General features: G+C 68.8%; 23 protein-coding genes. 9 read left to right on the top strand and 14 right to left on the bottom strand.

The features are described from left to right. The first annotated feature begins 157 nt into the window (after window positions 1–157). Window positions 158–1,555, top strand: coding sequence for an alkaline phosphatase PhoX (locus ACTIEF_RS15965; protein ID WP_439473118.1), 1,398 nt, complete (start codon window positions 158–160; stop codon window positions 1,553–1,555). 174 nt (window positions 1,556–1,729) lie between these two features. Here ACTIEF_RS15965 and ACTIEF_RS15960 read toward each other — a convergent pair whose 3' ends face one another. Then, window positions 1,730–2,800 carry a COX15/CtaA family protein gene (locus ACTIEF_RS15960; RefSeq protein WP_439473117.1) on the bottom strand — a complete coding sequence of 357 codons (1,071 nt, stop codon included), beginning with the start codon at window positions 2,798–2,800 and terminating at the stop codon, window positions 1,730–1,732. Between the two features lie 134 nt (window positions 2,801–2,934). Between ACTIEF_RS15960 and ACTIEF_RS15955 the strand changes: the two genes are divergently transcribed. The 4 genes from ACTIEF_RS15955 (at window position 2,935) to ACTIEF_RS15940 (ending at window position 5,977) form a co-directional block, all read left to right on the top strand. Continuing rightward, window positions 2,935–3,186 carry a transglycosylase gene (locus ACTIEF_RS15955; protein ID WP_439473116.1) on the top strand — a complete coding sequence of 84 codons (252 nt, stop codon included), beginning with the start codon at window positions 2,935–2,937 and terminating at the stop codon, window positions 3,184–3,186. Further along, window positions 3,186–3,386, top strand: a complete 201-nt coding sequence (locus ACTIEF_RS15950; protein ID WP_439473115.1) for a DUF2842 domain-containing protein — start codon at window positions 3,186–3,188, stop codon at window positions 3,384–3,386. Before ACTIEF_RS15955 ends, ACTIEF_RS15950 begins: the two co-directional genes overlap by 1 nt. Before the next feature lie 269 nt (window positions 3,387–3,655). Next, window positions 3,656–5,059 carry a tyrosine-type recombinase/integrase gene (locus ACTIEF_RS15945; protein ID WP_439473114.1) on the top strand — a complete coding sequence of 468 codons (1,404 nt, stop codon included), beginning with the start codon at window positions 3,656–3,658 and terminating at the stop codon, window positions 5,057–5,059. Window positions 5,060–5,290: 231 nt separating this feature from the next. Further along, entirely contained in the window at window positions 5,291–5,977 is a 687-nt protein-coding gene (locus ACTIEF_RS15940) for a Fic family protein (protein ID WP_439473113.1), read from the top strand. A gap of 224 nt (window positions 5,978–6,201) precedes the next feature. On the opposite strand, the gene ACTIEF_RS15935 is transcribed toward ACTIEF_RS15940, so the two are convergent. After that, a complete protein-coding gene (locus ACTIEF_RS15935; protein WP_439473112.1) occupies window positions 6,202–6,567 on the bottom strand; it encodes a UrcA family protein in 366 nt (121 codons plus the stop codon). Between the two features lie 130 nt (window positions 6,568–6,697). Between ACTIEF_RS15935 and ACTIEF_RS15930 the strand changes: the two genes are divergently transcribed. Both ACTIEF_RS15930 and ACTIEF_RS15925 read left to right on the top strand, forming a co-directional pair. Next, complete coding sequence (locus tag ACTIEF_RS15930) at window positions 6,698–7,069, top strand: hypothetical protein (protein ID WP_439473111.1); 372 nt, start codon at window positions 6,698–6,700, stop codon at window positions 7,067–7,069. Between the two features lie 22 nt (window positions 7,070–7,091). Further along, entirely contained in the window at window positions 7,092–7,625 is a 534-nt protein-coding gene (locus ACTIEF_RS15925) for an RNA polymerase sigma factor (protein WP_439473110.1), read from the top strand. A 723-nt stretch (window positions 7,626–8,348) separates the two neighbouring features. Here ACTIEF_RS15925 and ACTIEF_RS15920 read toward each other — a convergent pair. From ACTIEF_RS15920 to ACTIEF_RS15870, 11 genes are all read right to left on the bottom strand, one after another. Beyond that, window positions 8,349–9,473, bottom strand: a complete 1,125-nt coding sequence (locus tag ACTIEF_RS15920; protein WP_439473109.1) for an acyltransferase family protein — start codon at window positions 9,471–9,473, stop codon at window positions 8,349–8,351. Continuing rightward, window positions 9,470–9,712, bottom strand: a complete 243-nt coding sequence (locus tag ACTIEF_RS15915; RefSeq protein ID WP_439473108.1) for a hypothetical protein — start codon at window positions 9,710–9,712, stop codon at window positions 9,470–9,472. The genes ACTIEF_RS15920 and ACTIEF_RS15915 overlap by 4 nt, the downstream gene beginning before the upstream one ends. A 187-nt stretch (window positions 9,713–9,899) precedes the next feature. Then, a complete protein-coding gene (copM, locus tag ACTIEF_RS15910) occupies window positions 9,900–10,325 on the bottom strand; it encodes a CopM family metallochaperone (protein WP_439473107.1) in 426 nt (141 codons plus the stop codon). Window positions 10,326–10,356: 31 nt separating this feature from the next. Next, a complete protein-coding gene (locus ACTIEF_RS15905; RefSeq protein WP_439473106.1) occupies window positions 10,357–12,912 on the bottom strand; it encodes a heavy metal translocating P-type ATPase in 2,556 nt (851 codons plus the stop codon). A gap of 11 nt (window positions 12,913–12,923) precedes the next feature. Further along, window positions 12,924–13,055 carry a hypothetical protein gene (locus tag ACTIEF_RS15900; protein ID WP_439473105.1) on the bottom strand — a complete coding sequence of 44 codons (132 nt, stop codon included), beginning with the start codon at window positions 13,053–13,055 and terminating at the stop codon, window positions 12,924–12,926. 12 nt (window positions 13,056–13,067) lie between these two features. Further along, window positions 13,068–13,679, bottom strand: a complete 612-nt coding sequence (locus tag ACTIEF_RS15895) for a methyltransferase family protein (RefSeq protein ID WP_439473104.1) — start codon at window positions 13,677–13,679, stop codon at window positions 13,068–13,070. Continuing rightward, complete coding sequence (locus tag ACTIEF_RS15890) at window positions 13,676–14,281, bottom strand: cation transporter (protein WP_439473103.1); 606 nt, start codon at window positions 14,279–14,281, stop codon at window positions 13,676–13,678. The genes ACTIEF_RS15895 and ACTIEF_RS15890 overlap by 4 nt, the downstream gene beginning before the upstream one ends. Beyond that, window positions 14,278–17,502 carry an efflux RND transporter permease subunit gene (locus ACTIEF_RS15885; RefSeq protein WP_439473102.1) on the bottom strand — a complete coding sequence of 1,075 codons (3,225 nt, stop codon included), beginning with the start codon at window positions 17,500–17,502 and terminating at the stop codon, window positions 14,278–14,280. Before ACTIEF_RS15885 ends, ACTIEF_RS15890 begins: the two co-directional genes overlap by 4 nt. Before the next feature lie 12 nt (window positions 17,503–17,514). Next, window positions 17,515–18,735 carry an efflux RND transporter periplasmic adaptor subunit gene (locus ACTIEF_RS15880; protein ID WP_439473101.1) on the bottom strand — a complete coding sequence of 407 codons (1,221 nt, stop codon included), beginning with the start codon at window positions 18,733–18,735 and terminating at the stop codon, window positions 17,515–17,517. Further along, window positions 18,735–19,988 carry a TolC family protein gene (locus tag ACTIEF_RS15875; RefSeq protein ID WP_439473100.1) on the bottom strand — a complete coding sequence of 418 codons (1,254 nt, stop codon included), beginning with the start codon at window positions 19,986–19,988 and terminating at the stop codon, window positions 18,735–18,737. Before ACTIEF_RS15875 ends, ACTIEF_RS15880 begins: the two co-directional genes overlap by 1 nt. 57 nt (window positions 19,989–20,045) lie before the next feature. Further along, on the bottom strand, window positions 20,046–20,390 hold the full coding sequence (locus ACTIEF_RS15870) for a hypothetical protein (RefSeq protein WP_045811744.1): 345 nt from the start codon (window positions 20,388–20,390) through the stop codon (window positions 20,046–20,048). Between the two features lie 141 nt (window positions 20,391–20,531). Here ACTIEF_RS15870 and ACTIEF_RS15865 point away from each other — a divergent pair, with 141 nt between their 5' ends. After that, window positions 20,532–21,008 (top strand): DUF411 domain-containing protein, encoded by a 477-nt coding sequence (locus ACTIEF_RS15865; RefSeq protein ID WP_439473099.1) that lies wholly within the window; start codon window positions 20,532–20,534, stop codon window positions 21,006–21,008. A gap of 44 nt (window positions 21,009–21,052) precedes the next feature. On the opposite strand, the gene ACTIEF_RS15860 is transcribed toward ACTIEF_RS15865, so the two are convergent. Next, window positions 21,053–21,496 (bottom strand): MerR family transcriptional regulator, encoded by a 444-nt coding sequence (locus ACTIEF_RS15860; protein WP_439473098.1) that lies wholly within the window; start codon window positions 21,494–21,496, stop codon window positions 21,053–21,055. Between the two features lie 145 nt (window positions 21,497–21,641). Here ACTIEF_RS15860 and ACTIEF_RS15855 point away from each other — a divergent pair, with 145 nt between their 5' ends. Then, window positions 21,642–22,394, top strand: coding sequence for a cation transporter (locus tag ACTIEF_RS15855; RefSeq protein ID WP_439473097.1), 753 nt, complete (start codon window positions 21,642–21,644; stop codon window positions 22,392–22,394). Window positions 22,395–22,435: the final 41 nt, after the last annotated feature.

Genomic DNA, 22,435 nt, shown 5'->3' with positions numbered 1-22,435 from the left:
CCTACTGCCTACTGCCTACTGCCTACTGCCTACTGCCTACTGCCTACTGCCTACTCCCTACTCCCCCCCTGCTGCATTCCGCCGCGCCCACTGTCACAGAACCCTGACCGACACCCGCCATAAGCGCCGCAGTTTCCCGCCTCCGGAGTGCCTCCCCATGCGTCTGAACCGTCGTAACCTCATGGGAACGGGCGGCGCCGCCCTCGCCTTCACGGGTCTGGCCCGCCACGCCTCGGCGCAAGCCGCCGCCCCGGGCGAAGAAACCTACGTCAACCAGATCCACGGCTACGGCCCGCTGAAGGAAGACCCCAACAAGCTGCTCGATCTGCCCGAGGGTTTCACCTACCAGGTCATCGCCCAGGGCGGCGACACCATGGACGACGGCCTGTTCGTCCCCGGCCAGCCGGACGGCATGGCCTGCTTCCCCCTGACCGGCACGCAGGTGGCGCTGGTCATGAACCATGAGCTCAAGGGCTCCAGCAGCCTGCACCGCAACCTCGGCCCCGGCGGCCTGCATCAGGAGCGGCTGGGCCGGCTCGACGCCTCAAAGGCCTTCGACACCTACAAGGACGGTCGTCCCCTGCCCGGCGGCTGCTCGACCCTGATCTACGATCTGGCCACGCGCCAGTCGGTCAGCCATCGCCTGACTCTCGCCGGCACCTCGACCAACTGCTGCGGCGGCCCGACGCCCTGGGGCAGCTGGCTCAGCTGCGAGGAGACCATCGAGACCCCCGCCGACGCCGACGTCACCAAGGCCCACGGCTGGGTCTTCGAGGTCCCCGCCACCGCCACCGGCCCGGTCGATCCCGTGCCGCTCAAGGCCATGGGCCGCTTCGACCACGAGGCCGTCTGCATCGATCCGCGCACCGGCGTCGCCTATCTGACCGAGGATGTGAACGACAGCCTCTTCTACCGCTTCATCCCCAACGTCCCGGGCAAGCTCATCGAGGGCGGCAGGCTGCAGGCCATGGCGTGGAAGGGCGCCCCCTCCGCCGACACCCGCAACCAGGACGGCCAGCGCAGCTGGGCCGTCGGCGACTGGCGCGAGGTCGAGTGGATCGACCTGCAGGATGTCGAGGACCCCGCCGGCGACCTGCGTCAGCGCGGCCACCGCGCCGGCGCCGCCCTGATCGCCCGCGGCGAGGGCATCTGGTGGGGCGACGACGAGATGTATTTCACCGCCACCTCGGGCGGCCCGATCCGCGCCGGTCAGGTGATGCGTCTGGTCCCGGGCCTGAACGGCGCCGCCGACCGCCTTCAGCTGTTCGTCGAGAGCACGGACAAGAAGGTCGCCAACATGGCCGACAACATCACCATCGCGCCCTGGGGCCACCTGATCCTGTGCGAGGACAACTACTCGTCAGAAGTCCGCAACCACCTCAAGGGCGTCACCCCCGAGGGCCAGATCTATGTGATCGCCCGCAACGTCTTCCGCGGCAACTCCGAGTTCGCGGGCGCCTGCTTCTCGCCCGACGGCGAGGTGCTGTTCGTCAACATCATGTACCCCGGCATGACCCTGGCCATCCGGGGACCGTGGGAGACTGTGCGGGGGTGAGCTAAAGCCCTCCCCCCTCGAGGGGGGAGGGTTGGGTGGGGGTGGAGGCAGGCCAGCTCAGGACGACCTCGCAAGGCTCCATCGACCTCTCCCAACGCGCCTCTCACCTCAACACCGCTCCCTCACCCCCATCCCCGACCCTTCCCCCTCGAGGGGGAAGGGAGACGATCCGATCTAGAACAACCCCCGCACCCGCGGCCCCGACATGAACAGTCGGGGCTGCGACCGGCGGACCAGCCACAGGTTCACGGTCGCCAGCGCCAGCACCACGGCGGCGCCCGCCTGATGCAGCCCGCCCAGCCACAGCGGCACGGCATGCATGAGGGTCACCACCCCCAGCACCGCCTGCAGCCACAGGGCCACGGCGACCATCACCGCGCTCGCGCCCAGCCCCTCGGCCAGCCGCCAGCGCCAGGCCTGCACCGCATAGGCCGTGCCGCCGATCAGCAGGCCATAGGCCCAGATGCGGTGATTGAACTGCACCAGCGCCTGGTCATGCAGGAAGGCCAGCGCGCCCTTGCCCCACTCCACCGGCGGGAAGACGCCGCCGTTCATCAGCGGCCAGTCGGTATAGACGAAGCCCGCCTTGGCGCCGGCCACCAGCCCGCCCAGCAGGCATTGGATGAAGACCGCGCCCAGCAGGATCGCCGCGCCCCGGCTCCAGCCCTGCGGCGAGCGCGAATGCTCCTCGCCGTTCCAGGCCTCCAGCCCGGTCCAGATCAGGCCCATGAAGATGATCAGGGCCAGGCCCAGATGGGTCGCCAGCCGCTCGGGGGCCACATCGACCCGCTCGCTCAGCCCGCTGGTCACCATCCACCAGCCGATCAGCCCCTGCAGGCCGCCCAGCGCCAGCAGGATCACGCAACGCACGATCAGCCGACGCGGGATCTTCCGCAGCACCAGGAAGACCGCGAACGGCACGGCGAAGGCCAGGCCGATCACCCGCCCCAGCAGCCGGTGGAACCACTCCCAGAAGAAGATGCCCTGGAACTCGGCCAGGCTCATGCCCGCGTTGATCTGCTGGTACTGCGGGATGGCCTTGTACTTTTCGAAGGCGTCCATCCAGTCGGCGTGGTTCATCGGCGGCAGCGCGCCCATGATCGGCTTCCACTCGGTGATCGACAGGCCCGAGCCCGTCAGGCGGGTCACGCCCCCGACCACCACCATGGCGAAGACCAGCGTCGCCGCTGTCCAGAGCCAGATCGCCACCGACCGGCTTTGATCCCTGCCGCCCAAACGCTTCATTCGACGCCTGCCGTTCCGACCGTTACACTACCGTTCACGATACTCGTCGCGCCCGGACCTGTGCGGTATGCCCGTGCAGGACGGCGAGAGCGAGTCGCTTTTCGGCGTCCCGACGCCGCACGTTGGAGAGGCCGTTGCAGTACGCCGACATCGTCACCGCCGTTCTGGGCGCCTTCGTGCTGGCCTGGCTGGCCGATCAGATCACCGGCCGTCGCGGCCTGTTCGCCACCAGCCTCGTATCCGGCGTCGGCGCCGTCGCCGGCTGGTTCCTGGCCGTGCGCGTCTTCGCCGTCTCGACCATGGATGAATGGGGCTGGGTGCTGTGGGCCATGGTCGCCTCGGTCCTCGCCCTGGGCGCCTTCTTCCTGTTCCGCAGCAAGCGCTGATGGGCAACCGCACCCGTCGCTTCCTCGCCATGATCGGCGTGCTGGTCTTCCTCGCCGTCTGGATCTGGGCCGTCATCGCCCTGCGCGGCCTGTTCGGCCCGAACATGCTGCTGGACCTGCTCTTCTTCGCCGTCGGCGGCATCGGCTGGGGCGTGCCCCTCTACCCGCTGTTCAAATGGGCCGAAGCCGGCAGGGACTGACGGATAGCCCAAATGCAAAGGGGCCGTCCGAAGACGACCCCTTCAACCAACCGTTTTCTTTCGAAAATGGTCGGAGCGACAGGATTCGAACCTGCGACCCCTTGACCCCCAGCGGCCTCCAATGCCTTTTCAGGACTGTTCAGGACTGTGCTAACGCGCTGTTTTTAGAAAGTTTTTGAATTCACCGCTCATCATCGCTATGCTCCGAGTTGCTGCAATTTGCTCCCCATTTGCTCCCCAAAATCGGGGCGCTTCGAACGAGGATTCAGATGGGCGCGACACGACTGACAGACCGGAGCGTCGCCGCGCTCAGACCGACTGACGAGCATCGTCTTGAGCTCTGGGATACGGACCTGAAGGGCCTCTATCTGCGGGTTTCGGGGCACTCGAAAGTCTGGGGCTTTCGTTATCGACGGCTGGATGGAAGTCAGCCGAGAGTTCGGCTCGGTCGCTATGTTCCGCCGGATCAGGCGCTGGGCGACGCCGCGGCGCTGACGGTCGCGGGGGCCCGCGCGAAGGCGAGGAAACTTCAAACCGATATCGACGCCGGCCGCGATCCGGCGACCGAAATGCAGGTCATCAAGGCCGAAGCCAGGGCGCAACCGCTGAGGACGTTCGACGACATGGCCGAGGGCTACTTCAAGGCCACCGAGAGCGGAGAATATCGCCCGAGCAAAAAGCGCAAGCGCGCGCCGACCATCCTGTCCGAACGAAATCTCTACCGGAAGCATCTCCGCCAGATTGCGGGCTTGCGCATCGAAGCGGTGACCAAGGACGTGGTCCGCAAACGCCTTCGGGAAATCCTGCAGGAAGGCAAGGGCGTCACGTCCAATCGCGCCCGGAGCCTGATCAGCCAGATTTTCGCGTGGGGTATTTCGGAGGACCGGGTGCTCAAGAACCCGGCCCAGCAGCTCGACGATCTCGCGGAGGAAACCCCGCGGACGCGCGTCCTCAACGATGTCGAGCTACGGGCGCTCTGGCGCGCCCTTGAGGACACGACCGGCTACCGTCGTCCCTTGCCGAAAGGCCGGGACGAGGCGCTGATGGTGGGGCGTCCGATCCGGATCGCCATCCAGTTGGCGGCGCTTCTTCTGCAGCGACGCGCGGAGATCGCGGAGATGCGCGTCGCCGAACTCGATTTCACCGAGCGCACCTGGACGATCCCCGCCGGTCGCACCAAGGCGGGACGCACCACCGTCGTTCCCTTGGGCGAGTTCTCGATCTTCCTCATCAAGGAAGCCCTGGCGCTCCGGTCGAAGCCGGCGGAGGGCGCGGAGCCCTCGCCGTTTGTATTCGTCGGTCGCGGCGAAGTCCCCGGCGCCATCCATCCCTCGGCGATCAGCCACGCCATGCGCGACATCAGGGCCGCGATCGACATTCCGGACATCACGGTCCACGACCTGCGCCGCAGCGGGGCGACCCGACTGGCGCGAGCCAGGACAAGCCCCTTCATCCTATCCAAGCTGCTCAACCACGCGAACGAGCTGGGCGGCGGATCGTCCATCACCATGTCGGTCTATGTCCAGCACGACTATCTCGAGGAGAAGCGGGAAGCGATCGAATGCCTGGAGCGACTGATCCTCGCGGCGGTTCATCCCGGCACTGAACTCCGGCCTCCCCCTCCCCCGGCCCTGCCCGCTCCCGCCAGATTGCTCTTCCACGAGCCCGCTTGACTGTGGAGGGGCCAGGATAGTGTCGGGCAAGCCGTCGACCTGTGCGATGGACGGCCAAGAGCCGGAGACCGGGGAACGCCAAGCCTGCGGGTCCAATCCGTGATAGACCGGTCGGCGAGCCGCCGCACTCGCAATCCGGAGGCCGGGAAGGTGATCCGGCGCGACCATCTCAGCTCCACGCTGGAGCATCGGCGCCGCTTGATCAGACGACGCCGTAGTCGAGGACCGTCGATGACCTTCCCACCTGCCGAATGGCATCCGCAGCGCCATCCCGACTTCGACGACCGAATGGCCGTCGAAAGCGCGACGCTTTTCGAAAGGCTGCGGACGGACCCCATCTATCGGAGGGCCTGCCTGGACGATCCGCGCGGTCTTCATCGAGACCTCTACTCCGCCTTCGCCCCGCCAACCCATCCGGAATACGCCGGCGGCTATCGCGGCGTCCCCGGCACATCCCTCGCGCGGCGTGTCATGGGCGGTCCGAGCGTCATCGTCGAGGGTCAGACGTTCACTTTCATGGACCCGCCGGACGTCCCTTCGGCCATGCAAAGCCTCGTCGGGACCGTACGCGCGCGAATCGACACCTTCGTCGAGCCGTGGGACCAGTTGGTGACGCTCTCTTATCTCTTCAGCCAGTTCGGCTTCATCCATCCCTTCCTGGATGGAAACGGGCATGTGCAACGGTCACTCTTCGCGGCTGCGGCCCTGGAGATGAACCTGCCGCTCTCCAACAGGTTCGCGATCCATCCACGACCGTACGACTTCCTGCTCGCCCATACGCTTGAAAACTACAGTCGCCGCCCCGCCCAGCGACCGCAATGGTTGAGCGCCGTGGCGGAGTATCTGGTTCAGTGGCTCCAGGGACCGTTCGACGCGCCGGGCATGGGCATGGCGCCCTTGGACCGGGAGGATGGCTGACGGAGCCGAAGGGCGTCCATCTGGCCCGGCCGCCGCCCCGGCGCACTGTTCCGATCGCCGTCCAACCCCGCAGCCTGTCTCCTGGCTCCGTCATTCGCTGTCTGCGACGCAGGAATGAACTGGCGGGCTAAGGTCGCCGTCTTCCGCCTGCCTCACTGCGGCGGCGAACGCGCCGGCGCGCCTGCAGGGCCTCCAGCAGGGTTCCAGGGTTGCCTTTTCAGACCTCATCTTGGCAGGTTCCGACGACCAAGGTCGTAAGCTGTCCGCAGAGGTCGCGGCATAGCGCGCAGCATCTCCGCCCGGACGGCGTAGATGCAGTAGCGGGTCTGTCCGCGTCGTTCGTAAGGCACGATCAGTGATCCGTATCTTGCACAGTGAGCGGCCGCGGTGAGGTCCACACGCTCGACCAGCGCCCGCAGACCGGCCGGGGTGTCGAGCGCCAAGTCACGATAAGCCAACCGGATCTCGGGGAACCGCTCCTCGTCTGCGGCCGACACCGGAGCGGCGAAGCCGAAGGCGAAGAACAAGACGACCGCCAGACCGGATCGGCGTGGGGCGCGTCGGGGAGCCAGGGTGAAAGGGGGCGTCATGATCTTCTCCCGTGTGTGAAGGGGAAGACGGGGCGTTCGGCCCCGTTGGATGCAGCCAAAAAATATTCTGGACGGGCGCCTCCAAGACCGCCGCGGCAGGCGTCCTATCAGGTGACGCCATGAGAGCGGGATGAATCTGACCGTGCTGCTGTTCCTGTTGTTCCTCACCATCGTCGCCCTGTCGGCCACCTGGTCCGACTATCTTTCCCGTCAGGCGGCCGAGACCACGATCCGGCGCGCGATCGACCAAGGGGTACTTCTTGACGCCGAGCTGATCACGCGTCTCCGCGCGCCGTACAGGCCGCGGTGGCATGTCCGTCTGGTGGTGGGCGGGCTGATCATCACCTTCGTCGGCGCAGGCGTCGGCCTGTTCGGCGTCCTGTTAGGCGTCGACAGCCCCAAGGCGCTTTTTCCGGTCCTGGCGATCGGCGGCGGGACGTTCGTCATCGGGCTCGGCGTTCTTCTCGGCGGCCTCTGCATACAGCGCTTTCCGATCAACTGACGGTCGTCGTGGGACCGCGACCGTGACCGATCCGGCCGATGAGCAGATCGTCCTGCTCGCCATGACCGGCCACGAGACCAGCTTTGCGGAACTGGTGCTCAGACATCAGGGCTGGGTCCGAAGTCTGGTCCGCCGCAGTCTCCCGAGCGCGACTGCCGCCGCGGACGACGTGGCGCAGGAGGTCTTTATCAAGGCCTGGCGAAAACTTCCCGGGCTGCGCGACGCGCGCGCCTTTCACGGATGGCTGAGACGGATCGCCGTTCACGCCATTGTCGACCAGGTTCGGCTGCGCCATGATCTGGAAGACGCGGCCACAGACGACGAGGCGGAGACGCCAGTCGACTTGCGAGCGGAAGACCGGATAGACCTTCAGGCCTGTCTGTCCCGTCTGACGCCGGGTCAGCGGCTCTGCGTGCTGCTCGTCCATGGCGAAGGCCTGACCCATCGGGAGGCCGCGGAGGAAACCGGCCTGCCGATCGGCACTGTAAAGTCCCACCTGGCGCGGGCGACGCCCCTGCTCAGAACCTGGCTCGCTGCATCGGACCCCTGCCCATGACCCCTCTCCCTGACCAGAACCTGCGCGACCGCCTTGCGACCCCGACCGTACCCGAGCGAGACTTGGCGTTCTCGAGACCTGTGCTCGGCAGACTCGGGAGAGACCGGCGGCGAGGCCTTGGCGCGTCTCTCGCGTGGGCGATGTTCATCGCCGCCGTCGCAGGCCTGCTCGCGGCCGCAGCCTACATGGGCGGGGAGTTCATCATCGAGCTGACCATTCGCGCTATGGCCGCCGGATAAGCGCATCGCCGAGACCTTCGACCGTTAGAGCATCACCCATCTTGTGAGGTCGCATACGACCCCGAGACTGTCGACCCGATGGGATAGGCGCCAGCACCCGCGCGGAGATCGGGCTACGCGCCACTGGCCGGGTCCGACGTTCGATCCTCTGGCTGTGCGATAGGCCGGGATATCCAGAAGATGGGCGTCGCCGTCCGTTCGAGCCCCCGCGACGATCACCACGCCGTCGCCGAACTCGATCACTCAGTTCGATCCCTGCGGCGGGTCGTCAATCACCGAGACAACCGCGCCCGGATTAGGATGGCTCCTGGAGAAGCGAAAGCGCACTCGCCGTCTACGCCCGCCGCGCCGTGCGGTTCCCGAACCCTGAACTTAGGGATATGGCCGCGTGCTCGCGGCCTGAGCCCGACGATTGACCGATCGGGCATCTGATCGGCGAACAGCCGAGCCGCGCCCAGTTGCACATAGATCGGTGATGCGCCCTTCAGGCGACCGGGCGATCGGAACTCACGCCCGGCTGCGCCGGGGGTCGCCGCGGCGGATTGAGCCAAGCTTGCACCGGTCCGTCGAAGCCGTATCGGAACACCGCCGCCGCCGCAAAGGCGGAGGCCACACCCAGCGCCCAGACGCCCCAGCGAACGGTCGCCGGCCAGGCCGCCTGGCCAATGGCGTCGAACGCGCCAAACCAGACGATCCGGGTCACTTCGTTGGTCAGGAACATGGCGAAGGACATAAGACCAAGCTGCTCGACCAGCCGCGAGGGCCGCGCCACGGGCAGGGCTCCGGCGGCCCAGATCATGACGGTGAGCAGGAGAAGCGAAATCAGGGCGAGATCGGACACGGCCTGGGCCGCGATCAGACCCGCGAAGGCGGCGAGCCCCATCCATGCCGCACGGACCGGCGGGACCCAGACGCGCGCGCCCAGGATCGCGGCCGCGACGCCCAGCAGGAACAGGGGCAGCGCCCGGATGAACCCGTGACGGAGCGGAAGCCGGTAGAGGGGGTCGCCCAACCATGCCCGGCTCGCGCCATCCGCCGCTAGGAGTAGGACTACGACGCCCGCAACCACGAGCCACGGCCGGACGCGCCAGAGCGCCCTGCAGATCCACGGCAAGGCCAGGTAGCAGCCCAGCAGGGCGGACAGCGTCCAGGTCGGGGCGTTCCAGCCCTGCCCGCCCGGGACGCCGTACGCCTGGACGAGGAAGACCTGGGCCGGAAGCTCGGGCCAGGCGAACCATTGCGGGTTGCTCGGACGGATGCCGACGGCGGCGGCGGTCGCGACGAGCAGCGCGAGCGCGGCGATGACGACGAGATGAGAGGGCGCGACGCGGAGAAGCCGCTGGCGCGCATAGCCTGGAAACGGAAGAGTGCGATTGGCGAAGCCCTCCCCGTAGATGCGCGCGAGGACGTAGCCCGAGTCGATGATGAAGAAATTCGTCAACAGGTAGCCCCGGTCGAAGACTGGATGAACCGCGCCGAGCGCCACCGGGGCGGCCTCGCGGAAATGGTAAAGGATGATCAGGGCGGCCGCCACGAAACGTAGAATGTCGAGCCATCCCCCCCGCGCGATCCGGACGGGAACCCGCGCAGTGGCCTCCCCGGCCGTCATTGGCCGGGCCTGACGGAAGCGGCGGCGTCTGGAACGGCGTGCCTGTGGGGCGGCGTGAGCTTGATCTGATCGCGTCCGACGTACAAGGCGGCGGTCCCGAGAACGCACACCAGCGCCAGGATGGCGGCCAACATCCGGCCGGCTGGGTCCTTCGCCGCCATCCGGAAGGTCAAGGCGGTCAACAGCAGCATCAACCCGCCGAACGCACCGTACAGGGGAATCCGGTAGGTCGTCGCCAAGGGCGCCGCCACGCAGAAGACGACGAACGCGGCCGCGAGGCCGGCCCCGACTGCAATCAGGGTGTCCCGAACCGGCCGGAACGGCGCCGGCGGACGCGGGCGCCGGGACCGGCCCCGGGCGCGGTATTTGCCGTGACGCCAGCGGGGCGCCCGGCTGTGGATCGTGGACCGCTTCGAGCCCATCGGCCTAGTTCGGCCGGCTCTCGCGGGTGGCCAGCCACACCCGCATGCGGACGATCTCCGCCTCCTGGGTCCGGATGACCTCCTGGGCGAGGCCGCGTACCTCCGGATCGGAGCCGTGCTCGAGCGCGATCCTGGCCATGGCGACCGCGCCCTCGTGGTGGGCGATCATGCCCCGCATGAAGTCGACGTCGGCGTCGCCGCTGTACTCGATCTCCATGGCCGAATGCATCCGTGCGTTGGCCTCCTTGTAGGACCGGGTCGCCGGGCTGTCGGCCGCCGCGTCGCTGTGGCCGGCGTGTTGATCGATCGGCCGGGCATCGACCACCGGGGTCGCGGACGGTCTCGCGGCCTGGCGGGACAACACGCCGAAGCCGAACACCGAGACGAGAAGGAAGAGCGCGATCACGCTGACCCATCCGATGCGTTTCATAGGGGTTCTCCTGTGCTTGGGGTTTGCGAGTTCACGCAGCCTCTCGCGGGCTACGCCAGGCGAGCAGACGCAGCGCATTGAAGACGACCAGCAGCGTCGACCCCTCGTGGAGGGCCACCGCCGGACCGATGCCGAGCCCGAAGATCGTCGCCGGAACGAGGAAGGCCACCACGCCGAGGCTGACGAACAGATTCTGACGGATGATGCGTCGGGTCTGCCGGCTGAGGCCGACGGTGAACGGCAGCTTGGACAGGTCGTCGGCCATCAGGGCGACGTCGGCCGTCTCCAGGGCGACGTCCGAACCGGCCGCCCCCATGGCGACGCCCACGGTCGCCGTCGCCATCGCCGGGGCGTCGTTGACCCCGTCCCCGACCATGGCGACCTTGGCCTCCGCCCGCAGTTTCTTGATGGCCTCGACCTTGTCCTCCGGCATCAGGTCGCCCCAGGCCTCGGTCAGGCCGACCTGCCCGGCGACCGCCTGGGCGGCCTTCTGATGATCGCCCGAGATCATGATCATCCGGCGGATGCCGAGCGCGCGCAGCGCCGTCAGCGTCTCGCGCGCCGTCGCCCGGGGCGTGTCCAGAAGCCCGATGACGCCGAGGTCCTTGTTCCCCTGCCGCACCACCATGAGGGTGCGGCCCTCGTTGCGCAGGGCGGCGACGGCGATCTCCGTATCGGGGCCGAGCGGCGCGATGCCGTCGGTGCCGAACATCTCCGGCTTGCCGATCCAGATCTCCTCCCCCTCCAGCCGGGCGGTGACCCCCTTCCCCGTCAGGCTGCGCAGATCGGTCGCGGTTCGCGCGGGCGCGGTCGCCAGGCGCTGGCTCCCATCCCGGACGATCGCCTCCGCGAGCGGATGGTCGCTGAGCCGTTCGACGGCGACGGCGATCTTCAGCAGTTCGTCTTCGGTCGTCTGGCCGAAGGGCACGACATCGGTGATCCGCGGCTTGCCTTCGGTGAGGGTTCCGGTCTTGTCGAAGGCGATGGCGTCCAGCGCGCCCAGGTTCTCCAGCGGCGCTCCGCCCTTGACCAGGACCCCGGCCCGGGCCGCCCGCGCCACGCCGGACAGAACCGCGCTGGGCGTGGCGATGGCCAGGGCGCAGGGGCTCGCCGCCACCAGCACGGCCATGGCCCGGTAGAAGCTGTCGCGGAACGGCTCGTCGACGACCACCCAGGCGAACAGGAGGACGAAGGCCAGACCGAGGACCAGCGGGACGAAAACGCGCTCGAAGCGATCGGTGAAGCGCTGGGTTGGCGACTTCTGGGTCTCGGCCTCGCTGACCATCCGGACGACCTTGGCCAGGGTCGTGTCATTGGAGCGCCGCGTCGTCTCGATCTCGATCGCGCCGCCGCCGTTGATCGTGCCGGCGAAGACCACCGACGCCGCCGCGACCGATGCGGGCCGGGCCCGCGCCTCCTCGGCGTCCGCGACCGGCTGCTTGTCGACCGGGATGCTCTCGCCGGTGACCGGCGCCTGGTTGACGCTGGACGTGCCCTTTATCACGAAGCCGTCGGCCGGAAGCCGCTCGTTCGGGCGGACGACGACCAGGTCGCCGATCTCCAGCTGCTCCACGGGCAGTTCGACGACCTGATCGCCGCGCCGCACATGGGCGGTGCGCGGCGCCAGGGCGGCCAGCGCCTCGATCGCCTTCTTGGCGCGGCCCATGGCGTAATGCTCGAGCGCGTGCCCCAGGCTGAACAGGAACAATAGCAGCGCCCCCTCCGCCCAGGCGCCCAGCGCGGCCGCGCCGGCGGCCGCCACCAGCATCAGGGTGTCGATCTCGAACCGCTTGCGCCGCAGGTTGCCGATGGCTTCGCCGACGGTGAACCAGCCGCCTAGGCCGTAGGCGATCAGGAAGAGCGCGAAAGGAAGCCATTCCGGCAGGCCCGGGACGAATTTCTCGATCAGCCAGCCGACCGTCAGGGCGACGCCGCTCCCCACGGCGAAGATCAGCTCCGTGTTCGGCCCCAGCACCCCGCCATGGCTATGGTCATGGCCGTCGCCTTCGGAATGGCCGTGGTCGTGTCCATCGCCCTCGGCGTGTCCGTGATCGTGGCCGTCGTCCGGACCATGACCCGACGCCGCGTTGGGGGCCGCTTGCGGCGCCGGACCCACAGCCGTCGATGGGCCGGCGACGGCCGACGTCTCTGTCAACGTGAGACCAAGAGACGCCAGGCGCTCGACCAATCTCTCGCGGCTCGTGGCCTGACGGTCGAACTCCAGACGCAAGGCGCCCGCCGGATCCAGCGCGGCTTCGATGACGCCGGCTTCATCGCCCAGCTCGGCCGCGAGCGTGCGGGCGTGGCGCGCGTGCCGGACGCCGTCCGCCCGTCCCGTCAGGTGGCCGAACCGCTCGCTGACCTGCGCGCCCGCCTGACGGGCCCGGCGGCGAACCTGGGCGAGAGACAGGACCTCGGGGTCATAGTGGATGCACAGCTCCGGCCCGTCCTCGCCCTCCGCCAGATGGACTTCGGACACGCCCGGTTCGGCGCGCACCAGCGCCACCAACCGGCCGACGCAGCCGTCCTGGGCGTCAGGCGCATGGGGAAGCAGAACCGGAATATTCAGTCTGACGGTCTTGGGCATGATCGGGGTCCTCAGGAGAGGTCACGGGTAAAATCGGAGCGATCCGGGATTAAGACGCCGGCGCGCTGGGCGACGACGCCCGCCGCGAAGGCGGCCAGGGCGAGGATCGCGCTGAGCAGGGTGACCAGGCGTTTGCGATCCATGGCGGCGCTCCCTCAGGGCAGGGAGATGACGGCGTCGAGCCAGCCGAGGTTCTGGAGATGCTCCAGACCCTCGAACACCGGCAGGGCGAGGAGGAAGACGAGCCCGTCGCGCACGGTTCGCAGGAAGAACGCGGGGCGGATCGAGAGCTCCGTCTCGTCGCGCCACAGTCGCGGATCCGGCAGGAAGCGCGGGGTGCGTTGGAAATACGTCCTGTAGGTCTCGCCGAAGGCGGTCCCCAGATAGGTCTCCTCGCGTCTCGCGACGATGAGGAAGACCAGCCAGCACGCCAGGGCGAACGCGAGGCCGACGCTGAGGCTTCCGGTCTGGGCGCCGACGCCGAAGGCTCCGATGAAGCTGAAGACGTAGAGCGGATTGCGGCACAGCGAATAGGGTCCGCTGGTGACGATCTCCTGCTTTTTGCGTCCGCCGATGTAGAGCGAGCACCAGGCCCGTCCGAGGACGCAGGCCATGATGGCCACCAGGCCGAGGTGTTCGACGGGATGTTCGAGCCAGGGCTGGGCCTTGACCAGGGCGGTCCAGGCCAGCAGCGCGAACAGGCCGGCGGCGATGAAGAGCTTGCGCCACTGCTGGACGGACGCGATGTCGATCGGGTTGGGGCTCATGGATTTGTGTCCGTGGCGGCGCGCCGGGCGTCCCGGGCGTCGCGAAGAATGTCGAGGCCGCCCTTGGCGGCGATGGCGGCGACCAGAACCCCGACCAGCAGGTCGGGCCAGGACTGGTCGAGCCACATCACCAGACCGCCGGCGACGAGGATGCCGCCGTTGGAGGCGAAGTCGTTGAGGCTGAAGGTCTCCGCAGCCTTCATGTTGACGTCGCCGCTGTGCTGGCGACGGATGAGCAGAAGACAGATCAGGTTGATGACCGCCGCCACGACGGCGAGGACCATCATGGTCGGACCGACCGGCTCGGTCCCGGTCAGCGTCCGACGCAGGGCGTCGAGCAGGACCAGGACCGAGAAGATCAGCAGCATCACGCCGGAGGCCTGTGCGGCGCGGGTCTTCCAGATCAGCGCCCGCCCGACGGCGAGGAAGCTGATCAGATAGACGGCCGCGTCCGACCCGTTGTCTACGGCGTTGGCCAGCAGAGCGCTGGAGTCGGCGGCGAGGCCGCCGACTCCGAGGCCCACGAACAGCAGAGCGTTCAGAACCAGCACCACAAGCAGGAGACGGCGCTGGATCTGCTCCGTGTCGTGGGCCCCGCTCATTCCTCCAGTCCTTCCGCGGTGCGGTGCTTCACGGCCTTGGCCGCGAAGGTGGGCAGGACCAGGAGGGTGAGGGCCGTGGCGGTCAGAAGACCGCCGATGACCACGGTCGCCAGAGGCTTCTGCACCTCCGCGCCGGCCCCGTGGGCGATCGCCATCGGAATGAAGCCAACGATCGCCACCAGGGCCGTGGTCAGAACCGCGCGAAGACGGCTGGAGGCGCCCTCAATGGCGGCGACCATGGGTTCCGCCCCGCCCTGGAGCCGTTCGCGGATCGCCTGCATCAGGACCAGCCCGTTCAATGTCGCCACGCCGGAGACGGCGATGAAACCGACCGCCGCGGACACCGAGAAGGGCATGCCCCTCAACAGCAGGGCCAGCGCTCCTCCGACCAGGGCCAGAGGCACGCAGGCGAAGACCAGTCCGGCCTCCGCGAACGAGCCCAGGGCCATGAACAGCAGGATGCCGATCAGGATGAAGACGACCGGGATCACCAGACCCAGCCGCTGCTCGGCCCGCTTCAGGTTCTCGAACTGGCCGCCCCAGGTCAGGGAATAGCCGGCCGGAAGTTGGACCTGCTCCTGAACGCGCGCCTGGGCGTCCGTGACGAAACCGCCCAGATCGCGTCCGCGCACATTGGCCTGGACAACCATGCGCCGGCTGCCGTCGTTGCGGCTGATCTGGTTCTGACCTTCCGCGATCTGGATGCGGGCGACCGAGGACAGAGGCACGGTGATGCCGGTCGTCGTCGTAATCGGGAGCGCGGCGAGCGCCGCCGGATCGTTGCGGGTTTCATCCGCCAAACGAACCACCACGTCGAAGCGACGGTCTCCCTCGAAGATCTGCCCCGCCTCGGCGCCGCCGATGGCTGCGGAGACGGCGTTGGACACGTCCGCTGCTGACAGGCCGTAGTTGGCCGCAGCGAACCGATCGACGCTGACCGTCAGGGTCGGCAGACCGGAGGCCTGTTCCACCCGCACATCGGCTGAACCTTCGGTGTTACGCAGGACATTGGCTACCTGGTCGGCCGTGGCCTGCAACTGGGTGAAGTCATCGCCGTAGACCATGACCGCCAGATCGGTCCGGACGCCCGAGATCAGTTCGTTGAACCGGAGCTCGATGGGCTGACTGAACTCGAAGCTGTTGCCGAGCTGGGCCGAGGCCAGTTCCTCGAACCGGGCGATCAACTCCTCCTTCTCCAGCCGCGGATCCGGCCATTCCTTGCGGTCCTTCAGGATGATGACCGCGTCGGAGATGTTCGGCGGCATGGGATCGACGGCCGCTTCGGCCGTGCCGGTCCGGGCGAAGATGGTCTCCACCTCCGGCTGGGCCGCGATGGCGCGCTCGATCGCCATCTGCATGGCGAGGGATTGTTCGAGCGAGGCCGACGGAACGCGCAGCGCCTGCATGGCGATGTCGCCCTCGTCCAGGGTCGGGATGAACTCCCGGCCCAGGGTGGTGAAGGCGACGCCGCCCACCGCCAGCGCGCCCAGCGCCGCGATCAGAACGATCTTGGGACGGCCGACCGCCGCCCGGATCGCCGGTTCGGCCCAGCGGCGGACCCAGCGGATGATGAAGGTCTCGTGCTCGTGCGCGTGACCGTGCTCGTCCACGTCGATCTTCTTCGGCTCGCGCACCAGCAGCGCCGTCATCGCCGGCACGAAGGTGAAGGAGAAGATGAAGGCGCCGACCAGGGCCAGCATGACGGTGGCGCCCATGGGGATGAAGGTCTTGCCCTCGACCCCTTCGAGCATCAGCAGCGGGGTGAAGACCAGCAGGATGATCAGCTGACCGAACGCCGCCGGCTTGACCATCTTCATCGCTGCGGCCGCGGCGACGCTCAGGCGCTCCTTGCGCGTCAGCGCCCGACCGACCTCGATGCGCTTCTGCGACAGCATCAGCAAAGTGCTTTCAACGACAATGACCGCGCCATCGACCAGAAGGCCGAAGTCCAGCGCGCCCAAGCTCATCAGGTTACCGCTGATCCCGAACCGGTTCATGCCGATAATGGCGAACAGGAAGCTGATCGGGATCATCAGCGCGGTGATGCTGGCGGCGCGAATATTCCCGAGCAGCAGGAACAGCACCACGATCACCAGCAGCGCGCCCTCGGTCAGGTTCCGAGCCACAGTCGCGATGGTCTTGTTGACCAGGGCGCTGCGGTTCAGGACCGGCTCGGCGACAATGCTCGGCGGCAGGCTGGCGCCGACTTCCTCAAGACGTTCGGCGGCGGCCTGGGCGACCGTGCGGCTGTTGCCGCCCGCCAGCATCAGGGCCGTGCCGATAACCGCTTCGTGGCCGTCGCGGCTTGCGCCGCCGAGACGGGGCGCCTGCCCCACCTCGACGGTGGCGACATCGGCGACGCGGACGACCAGACCGTTACGGTTGACGACAGGGGCCTGGGCCAGATCCGGAATGGTCTGTGCCAGGGCGTCGGTGCGGACGGTCAGGGCTTCACCCGAGCGCTGGACATAGCCGGCGCCCGCCTGGGTGTTGGCGTTCTCCAGCGCCAGGATCAGATCGCTGAGCCCCAGACCATAGCTGGCCAGCTTCGCCGCGTCGGGACGGACCGCGAACTCCTTCACATAGCCGCCGTTGACGTCCACGCCGGCCAGACCAGCCGCCGTGCGCATGCGCGGGGCGATGATCCAGTCCTGAACGGTCCGCAGATAGGTCGCCCGCCCCTGCGGTGTAGTCAGCAGCTCGCCTTCCGGCGTCAGATAGGCGCCGCCGGCCTGCCAGCCGGGCTGGCCCGGTTTGGCGAGGTTCTGGGAGTTGAACGGCTTGTAATCGACCGTCCACATCAGCACCTCGCCGAGACCCGTGGTGATCGGAGCCAGACCCGGCTCGACCCCTTCGGGGAGATTCTCACGGGCCTGGGCCATCCGTTCGGCCACCTGTTGGCGGGCGAAGTAGATGTCCGTCTGGTCGGTGAAGATGACCGTGACCTGGCTGAAGCCGTTGCGGCTCAGGGACCGGGTGCTCTGCAGGCCGGGGATGCCGGCCATGGCGGTTTCGATGGGATAGGTGACCTGCCTTTCCATCTGCTCGGGCGCGAGCGCCGGGGCGATGGTGTTGATCTGGACCTGCCGGTTGGTGATGTCCGGCACGGCGTCGATGGGCAGCTTGGTCAGCTGGAACAGACCCCAGGCCGAGACGAGGGCCGTGGCGAGGACCACGAACCATCGGAATTTGACCGAGGCTTCGATGATGAATTTGAACATGCGATCGCCCCCTTAGTGACCGTGCTCGGCCTCGCCCTTGGCCAGTTCGGCCTTGAGCAGGAAGGCGTTGGCGGAGGCGATGCGTTCAGAGCCGGTCAGGCCGCGCAGGATTTCGGTGCGCCCGGCGGCCTGACGGCCGGCGAGCACCTGGGTGGCCTGGAAGCCGCCCTGGACCTGCACGAAGACCACGGTATTGCCGTCGACGGTCTGGACCGCTTCGGACGGCACGGTCATGCCGCCCGAGGTCGCCTGACCGGTCACCACCGAGCCGGACACGGCGGACCCGGCGGGCGGCAGGGTTCCCGAAGACGGACGGGCGCGGATGACGGTCGCTCCGCTCTCGTTCAGACCGGCGTCCGCGGCGACCCCGGTGACGACCGCGTCGAACTCGCCGGACGGCCCGGTAACCCGCATCGTCGCACCTGGACGGACGTTGGCGGCTAGGGCCGGCGGCGCGTTGAACACCATTTCGACGCGGGCTGGATTGGACACCTCGGCGACCACGCCGCCCTGGGCGACGAAGCCGCCCGGTCCGACCTGCACATTGCTGACCACGCCCGAGATGGGGCTGGTCACGCTGAGCCGGCCTGACGCGTTCGGCGAGCCCGCGGCCGCAGAGCGCGCCCGCGCGGCGCGGGTCGCCGCCTCTGCGCTGAGCAGTTCAGCCCGGGAGGCCTCGACCTCCTGTCGGGCGACCACCCCCTGTTCGGACAGGTTGCGGTTCCGCTGATAGGCCTGACGCGCGGCCTCGGCGGAGGCCGCCGCCGCATCGGCGTCGGCGCGGAAGGTTGCGGCTTCGCCGCTGACGACGCTGACGAGCGGCTGTCCGGCGCGAACCGACTGACCGGGCGCCACAAGCACCCGCTCGACCCGGCCGCCGACCGCGGCGGCGACGGCGGCGCGGGAATCAACCATCGGCTCGACCCGCCCGGCGAGGCGCGTCTCGGCCCCGCCGCCGGCGGTGACCCCGACGACCGAGATGCCGGCCGCCTGGATCTGCGCGGCGGTCAGTTCGACGCGGCCTTCTTCGGCCTCGCCCTCCTCGGCATGACCGGCCTCGCCTTCCGCATGCCCGCCTTCCTCCTCGGCATGGCCGGCTTCGCCCTCGGCGGCCGCCGGGGCCGGCGGCGCGTCGGAGCCTCGCGTGGCGAGATAGAGCCCGCCGCCGCCAAGGACGACGAGGGCGGCGACGCCGCCGATCAACAGGGTCTTGTTGGATGTGCGCTTGCGCATCACTGGGCTCCTTGGAAGGGGGCGCGGCCGTCCAGGCGCGCGAGATCGATTTCGGCGCGGACGCGCGCGAGGCGGGCGTCGACGGCGGCGGACCGCGCGTTGACGAGGGCGGTTCGGGTGACGCGCAGCTCGACCTGGGAGATGCGACCGGCCTCGAAGCCGATGCGCGACAGCCGGTAGGCCTCCTCGGCCGCGGTGACGCCGGCGTCGGCGGCGGACACGCGGCTCACCGAGGCGGCCAGGCGCGCCACCGCGGCGGCCCGGTCGGCCTGGGCCTCCTGCCGCGCCGACATCAGGCGGGCGTCGGCCGCCCTGAACTCGGCCTGCGCCGCCTCGATGTTTCCCCGGTTCCGGTCGAACAGCGGCAGCGGCATGCTGATCCCGAAGGTAAGCGCGGTGGCGTCCTCCGCCTCGAAGCGGCGAATGCCCACGCTGGCGCTGATGTCCGGGCGGGCCTGGACACGTTGCACGTCGATCCGGCGTTCGGCGGCCGTGCGCTCGGCCTCGGCCACGCGCACGGTGGGCGCGTCGTTGATCGCGGAGCCCACCCCGGACGGCGCCTCGTCCAGCAGACTGACGTCGATGCGCGTCACGGGCGACGGGATCATCGCCACGGCGGTGAGGCGAGCGTAGGCGGCGTCCCGTTCGGCGACGGCTTCGTCGAGGGTCGCCCGGGCCGACGCGGCTTCGGCCTCGCCCTGGATGCCGCGCAGGAGCGGCTCGCGCCCCTCCTCCACCAGCGCCAAGGCGGCGCGGGCGTCGGCCAGGGTCAGGGTCAGGACTTCGTCCGCCAAGGCCGCGCGGCGCTGCGCCGCCTCGGCTTCGGAATAGACCAGGGCCAGGCGACCGGCGGCGTCGATCACCGCAAGATCGCGCTGCAGGCCGACGGCGCCGGCCTCGGCGCGCGCGGCGGCGATGCGGCTCGCGCGACGTCCCCACAATTCGAGGTCCGTGCTCAACGCGAGGGTCGTATCGGCGTTGTCCATCCCCGAGAAGGGGCCGGAGCCGTACGCGTTCTCGACATCGAGCCCGAGCACGGGGTTGGGACGCACACGGGCCTGACGCACGCGGGCTTCCGCGGCGTCGAGGTTCGCGCCCGCCTCCAGGGTGGCGGGCGTCTGGCCGAGCTGCGCGAGCAGTTGGGCGTAGGTCGGGGCGGGGTCAGCCCAGGCGGGACTGACCAGAGTCGCTGCGATCGCAGCAACCGCGCAGCCGACCGCGAGACGCGGTCGCCGGCGAGATGTGGGAGACATGTTCCATTTCCAGATTTCTGATCACGAAGAGGCGCCCGCAAGGGCGCAGGCCTTCGGTCAGACTCTGGGCGGTCGCTTCAGGCCGTCGGGCGTGACCGAGGCCAGGACGTCGTCGTGGCGGCCGCTTTGCAGCAGCAGTTCGCCGAACGCGGGTGCGATGGCGTCGACGCCGTGAGTGCGTGCCGTGGAGGTATGGTGGCAGTGTCCGTGCGCGCAGATGCCATGGCTTCCGGACGGGTCGCCGTGGTCGCCGTCGTCGGGATTGTGATCGACGAACGCGTGCGCTGCTGGGGGCTCCGGCATGCAGGTCGCGGCGTCGACGGCGGGCGCAAAGAAGAAGGCGGCGAAGACAAGTGTCATCACCGCGATCAGCTTGGCCCATGTCGTCATCGACGAGGTCATCGCGCGTTCGTTACTTCCGTTCTGCGGAGGTGGCAATCTGTTACAAAGTCCACGGGCCTGCCAACCACCCTGCCAGCGGCGACGTGTCGCGTGCGCGGAGCCGGCGTGCTGCTAGGATCAGGTCCGTCCGCCGGAGCCGTCATGTCCTCTCCTCGTCTCACCCGCCGCGCCGCGCTTGTCACCGGCCTGGCGACCGCCGCCCTCCCGCCCCTCGCCCAGGCGCAGACCGCCGGCCGGGGCGCGCGGCGTATCACCGTCTACAAGACGCCCTGGTGCGGCTGCTGCGGCGGCTGGGTCGCGCACATGCGCGACGCAGGCTGGACGGCGCGGGTGGTCGATCTTGATGACCTCGCCCCGATCCGGGCCCGTCACGGGATACCGGACCGCCTCGCGTCGTGCCACACCGGCGTGGTCGGCCGCTACGCGATCGAAGGCCATGTGCCCGCGTCGGATGTCGAACGGCTTGTGCGTGAAGCGCCCACCGCGCGCGCCCTGACCGCACCCGGCATGCCGGCCGGATCGCCCGGCATGGAGGCCGCCGGCCGAGAGCCCTATGTCACTCTCCTGATCCTCGCGGATGGCTCGACGCGCCCCTTCGGACGACACAACGGCGCTTAAGGCGGCCGCGCCACCCGATCCCATCCGACCAAGCGGGATCAGCTTCACGGGGCGGACAGGGAGACCCAGCTCGAGCCGTCACCTGGAGGCGCTCTCAGGGCGTCGAGGACGCAGCAGGCTTCGACCGTCGTCCGCCCACACTGGTCGAGCACCGAGACAAGGGTCTTTTCCAACCGCCGAAGATCCGAGATCTTGACCCGCACCGCATCCAGATGCGCCGCCGCCACGTGATCGACCGCCTGGCACGGACCGGCGGCAGGCCCGGTGGACAGCGTCAACAGGCTGCGGATGTCGTCATGCGAGAAGCCGAGATCGCGGGCGCGCCGGATGAAGAACAGCCGGTCCAGATGCGCCCGTTCATAGACCCGGTGGCCGCCCTCCCCGCGTTCCGGCGCGTCCAGCAGACCGATCTGCTCGTAGTAGCGGATGGTGACCACCTTGCAGCCGGCGCGCCGCCCCAACTCGCCGATAGAAAATCTCTCTGTCAAAGGCCTTGAACCTATAGGGACTATAGATCGTATATCGGCGGCCGACACGTTTCCGGCAAGGCTCGCTCCGATGAAAGACTGCTGCTCCCCTCCGACGTCCGACGAGGTCGGACCGACCTGTTCAAGCCGGAACGTCCTGGAGCCGGTGGCCGCCCCGGCAGAGGCGGGGTGCTGCGCCGGACCGAGCCCCTGCGCCTCCAAGCCGTCCTTCGTCACGACCGCGCCCATCGTCCCGGCCCATACCCACTTCGCGGGCGATGACTGCTGTTCCGCCAAGGGCGACGAGATCGCCGCGCTGGGTGAGCACGCCGACGTCCGGCGCGTGCTGGTCATCGTACTGACGATCAATCTGCTGATGTTCTTCGCCGAGTTCGGGGCGGGTCTGTTCGCGCGGTCCACTGCCCTGATGGCCGATTCCGTCGACATGCTCGGCGACGCCCTCGTCTACGGACTGAGCCTCTACGCCCTGAAGCGCAGCCTGCGCTGGCGCGCCGGAGCGGCGCTCGTGAAGGCCGCCGTCATCGCCGCCTTCGGCGTCTGGGTCTTCCTGGAAGTGGTCCGCAAGCTGATGGGCGACATCACCCCGACCGCCGAGACCATGGGCGTGTTCGGCGCGATCGCCCTGGTCGCGAACCTCGCCTGCCTCGCCATGCTCTACCGGTTCCGGAACCGCGACGTGAACCTGTCGAGCACCTTCGAGTGCTCCCGCAACGACGTCATCGCCAACACCGGCGTGCTCATCGCGGCGGGCGGGGTGGCCTGGTCCGACGCCGGCTGGCCCGACATCCTCGTCGGCGGCGTCATCGCCCTCCTGTTCTTCCGCTCGGCAATCAAGGTGCTCGGCGAAGCCTGGCCCCAGTTCCGCGCCGCGCGGCCGCAGGCCGTCGCGCTCGACTAGAGCGGATCGCGCGCAGCCGAGGCGGCGCAGTTGGAAACGAC

It is taken from the genome of Brevundimonas sp., from assembly GCF_051858995.1.
GTDB lineage: Bacteria > Pseudomonadota > Alphaproteobacteria > Caulobacterales > Caulobacteraceae > Brevundimonas.
Note: the sequence above shows the minus strand (reverse complement) of the source record. Positions and strands in the feature narration are given on the sequence as shown.

Coding starts and splice junctions, on each gene's coding strand:
- ACTIEF_RS15920 (WP_439473109.1), bottom strand. CDS start 9,473: ATGACGGCCGGGGAGGCCACTGCGCGGGTTCCCGTCCGGATCGCGCGG.
- ACTIEF_RS15870 (WP_045811744.1), bottom strand. CDS start 20,390: ATGACCTCGTCGATGACGACATGGGCCAAGCTGATCGCGGTGATGACA.
- ACTIEF_RS15880 (WP_439473101.1), bottom strand. CDS start 18,735: ATGCGCAAGCGCACATCCAACAAGACCCTGTTGATCGGCGGCGTCGCC.
- ACTIEF_RS15935 (WP_439473112.1), bottom strand. CDS start 6,567: ATGACGCCCCCTTTCACCCTGGCTCCCCGACGCGCCCCACGCCGATCC.
- ACTIEF_RS15930 (WP_439473111.1), top strand. CDS start 6,698: ATGAATCTGACCGTGCTGCTGTTCCTGTTGTTCCTCACCATCGTCGCC.
- ACTIEF_RS15940 (WP_439473113.1), top strand. CDS start 5,291: ATGACCTTCCCACCTGCCGAATGGCATCCGCAGCGCCATCCCGACTTC.
- ACTIEF_RS15960 (WP_439473117.1), bottom strand. CDS start 2,800: ATGAAGCGTTTGGGCGGCAGGGATCAAAGCCGGTCGGTGGCGATCTGG.
- copM (WP_439473107.1), bottom strand. CDS start 10,325: ATGAAACGCATCGGATGGGTCAGCGTGATCGCGCTCTTCCTTCTCGTC.
- ACTIEF_RS15885 (WP_439473102.1), bottom strand. CDS start 17,502: ATGTTCAAATTCATCATCGAAGCCTCGGTCAAATTCCGATGGTTCGTG.
- ACTIEF_RS15945 (WP_439473114.1), top strand. CDS start 3,656: ATGGGCGCGACACGACTGACAGACCGGAGCGTCGCCGCGCTCAGACCG.
- ACTIEF_RS15875 (WP_439473100.1), bottom strand. CDS start 19,988: ATGTCTCCCACATCTCGCCGGCGACCGCGTCTCGCGGTCGGCTGCGCG.
- ACTIEF_RS15865 (WP_439473099.1), top strand. CDS start 20,532: ATGTCCTCTCCTCGTCTCACCCGCCGCGCCGCGCTTGTCACCGGCCTG.
- ACTIEF_RS15895 (WP_439473104.1), bottom strand. CDS start 13,679: ATGAGCCCCAACCCGATCGACATCGCGTCCGTCCAGCAGTGGCGCAAG.
- ACTIEF_RS15900 (WP_439473105.1), bottom strand. CDS start 13,055: ATGGATCGCAAACGCCTGGTCACCCTGCTCAGCGCGATCCTCGCCCTG.
- ACTIEF_RS15950 (WP_439473115.1), top strand. CDS start 3,186: ATGGGCAACCGCACCCGTCGCTTCCTCGCCATGATCGGCGTGCTGGTC.
- ACTIEF_RS15965 (WP_439473118.1), top strand. CDS start 158: ATGCGTCTGAACCGTCGTAACCTCATGGGAACGGGCGGCGCCGCCCTC.
- ACTIEF_RS15905 (WP_439473106.1), bottom strand. CDS start 12,912: ATGCCCAAGACCGTCAGACTGAATATTCCGGTTCTGCTTCCCCATGCG.
- ACTIEF_RS15890 (WP_439473103.1), bottom strand. CDS start 14,281: ATGAGCGGGGCCCACGACACGGAGCAGATCCAGCGCCGTCTCCTGCTT.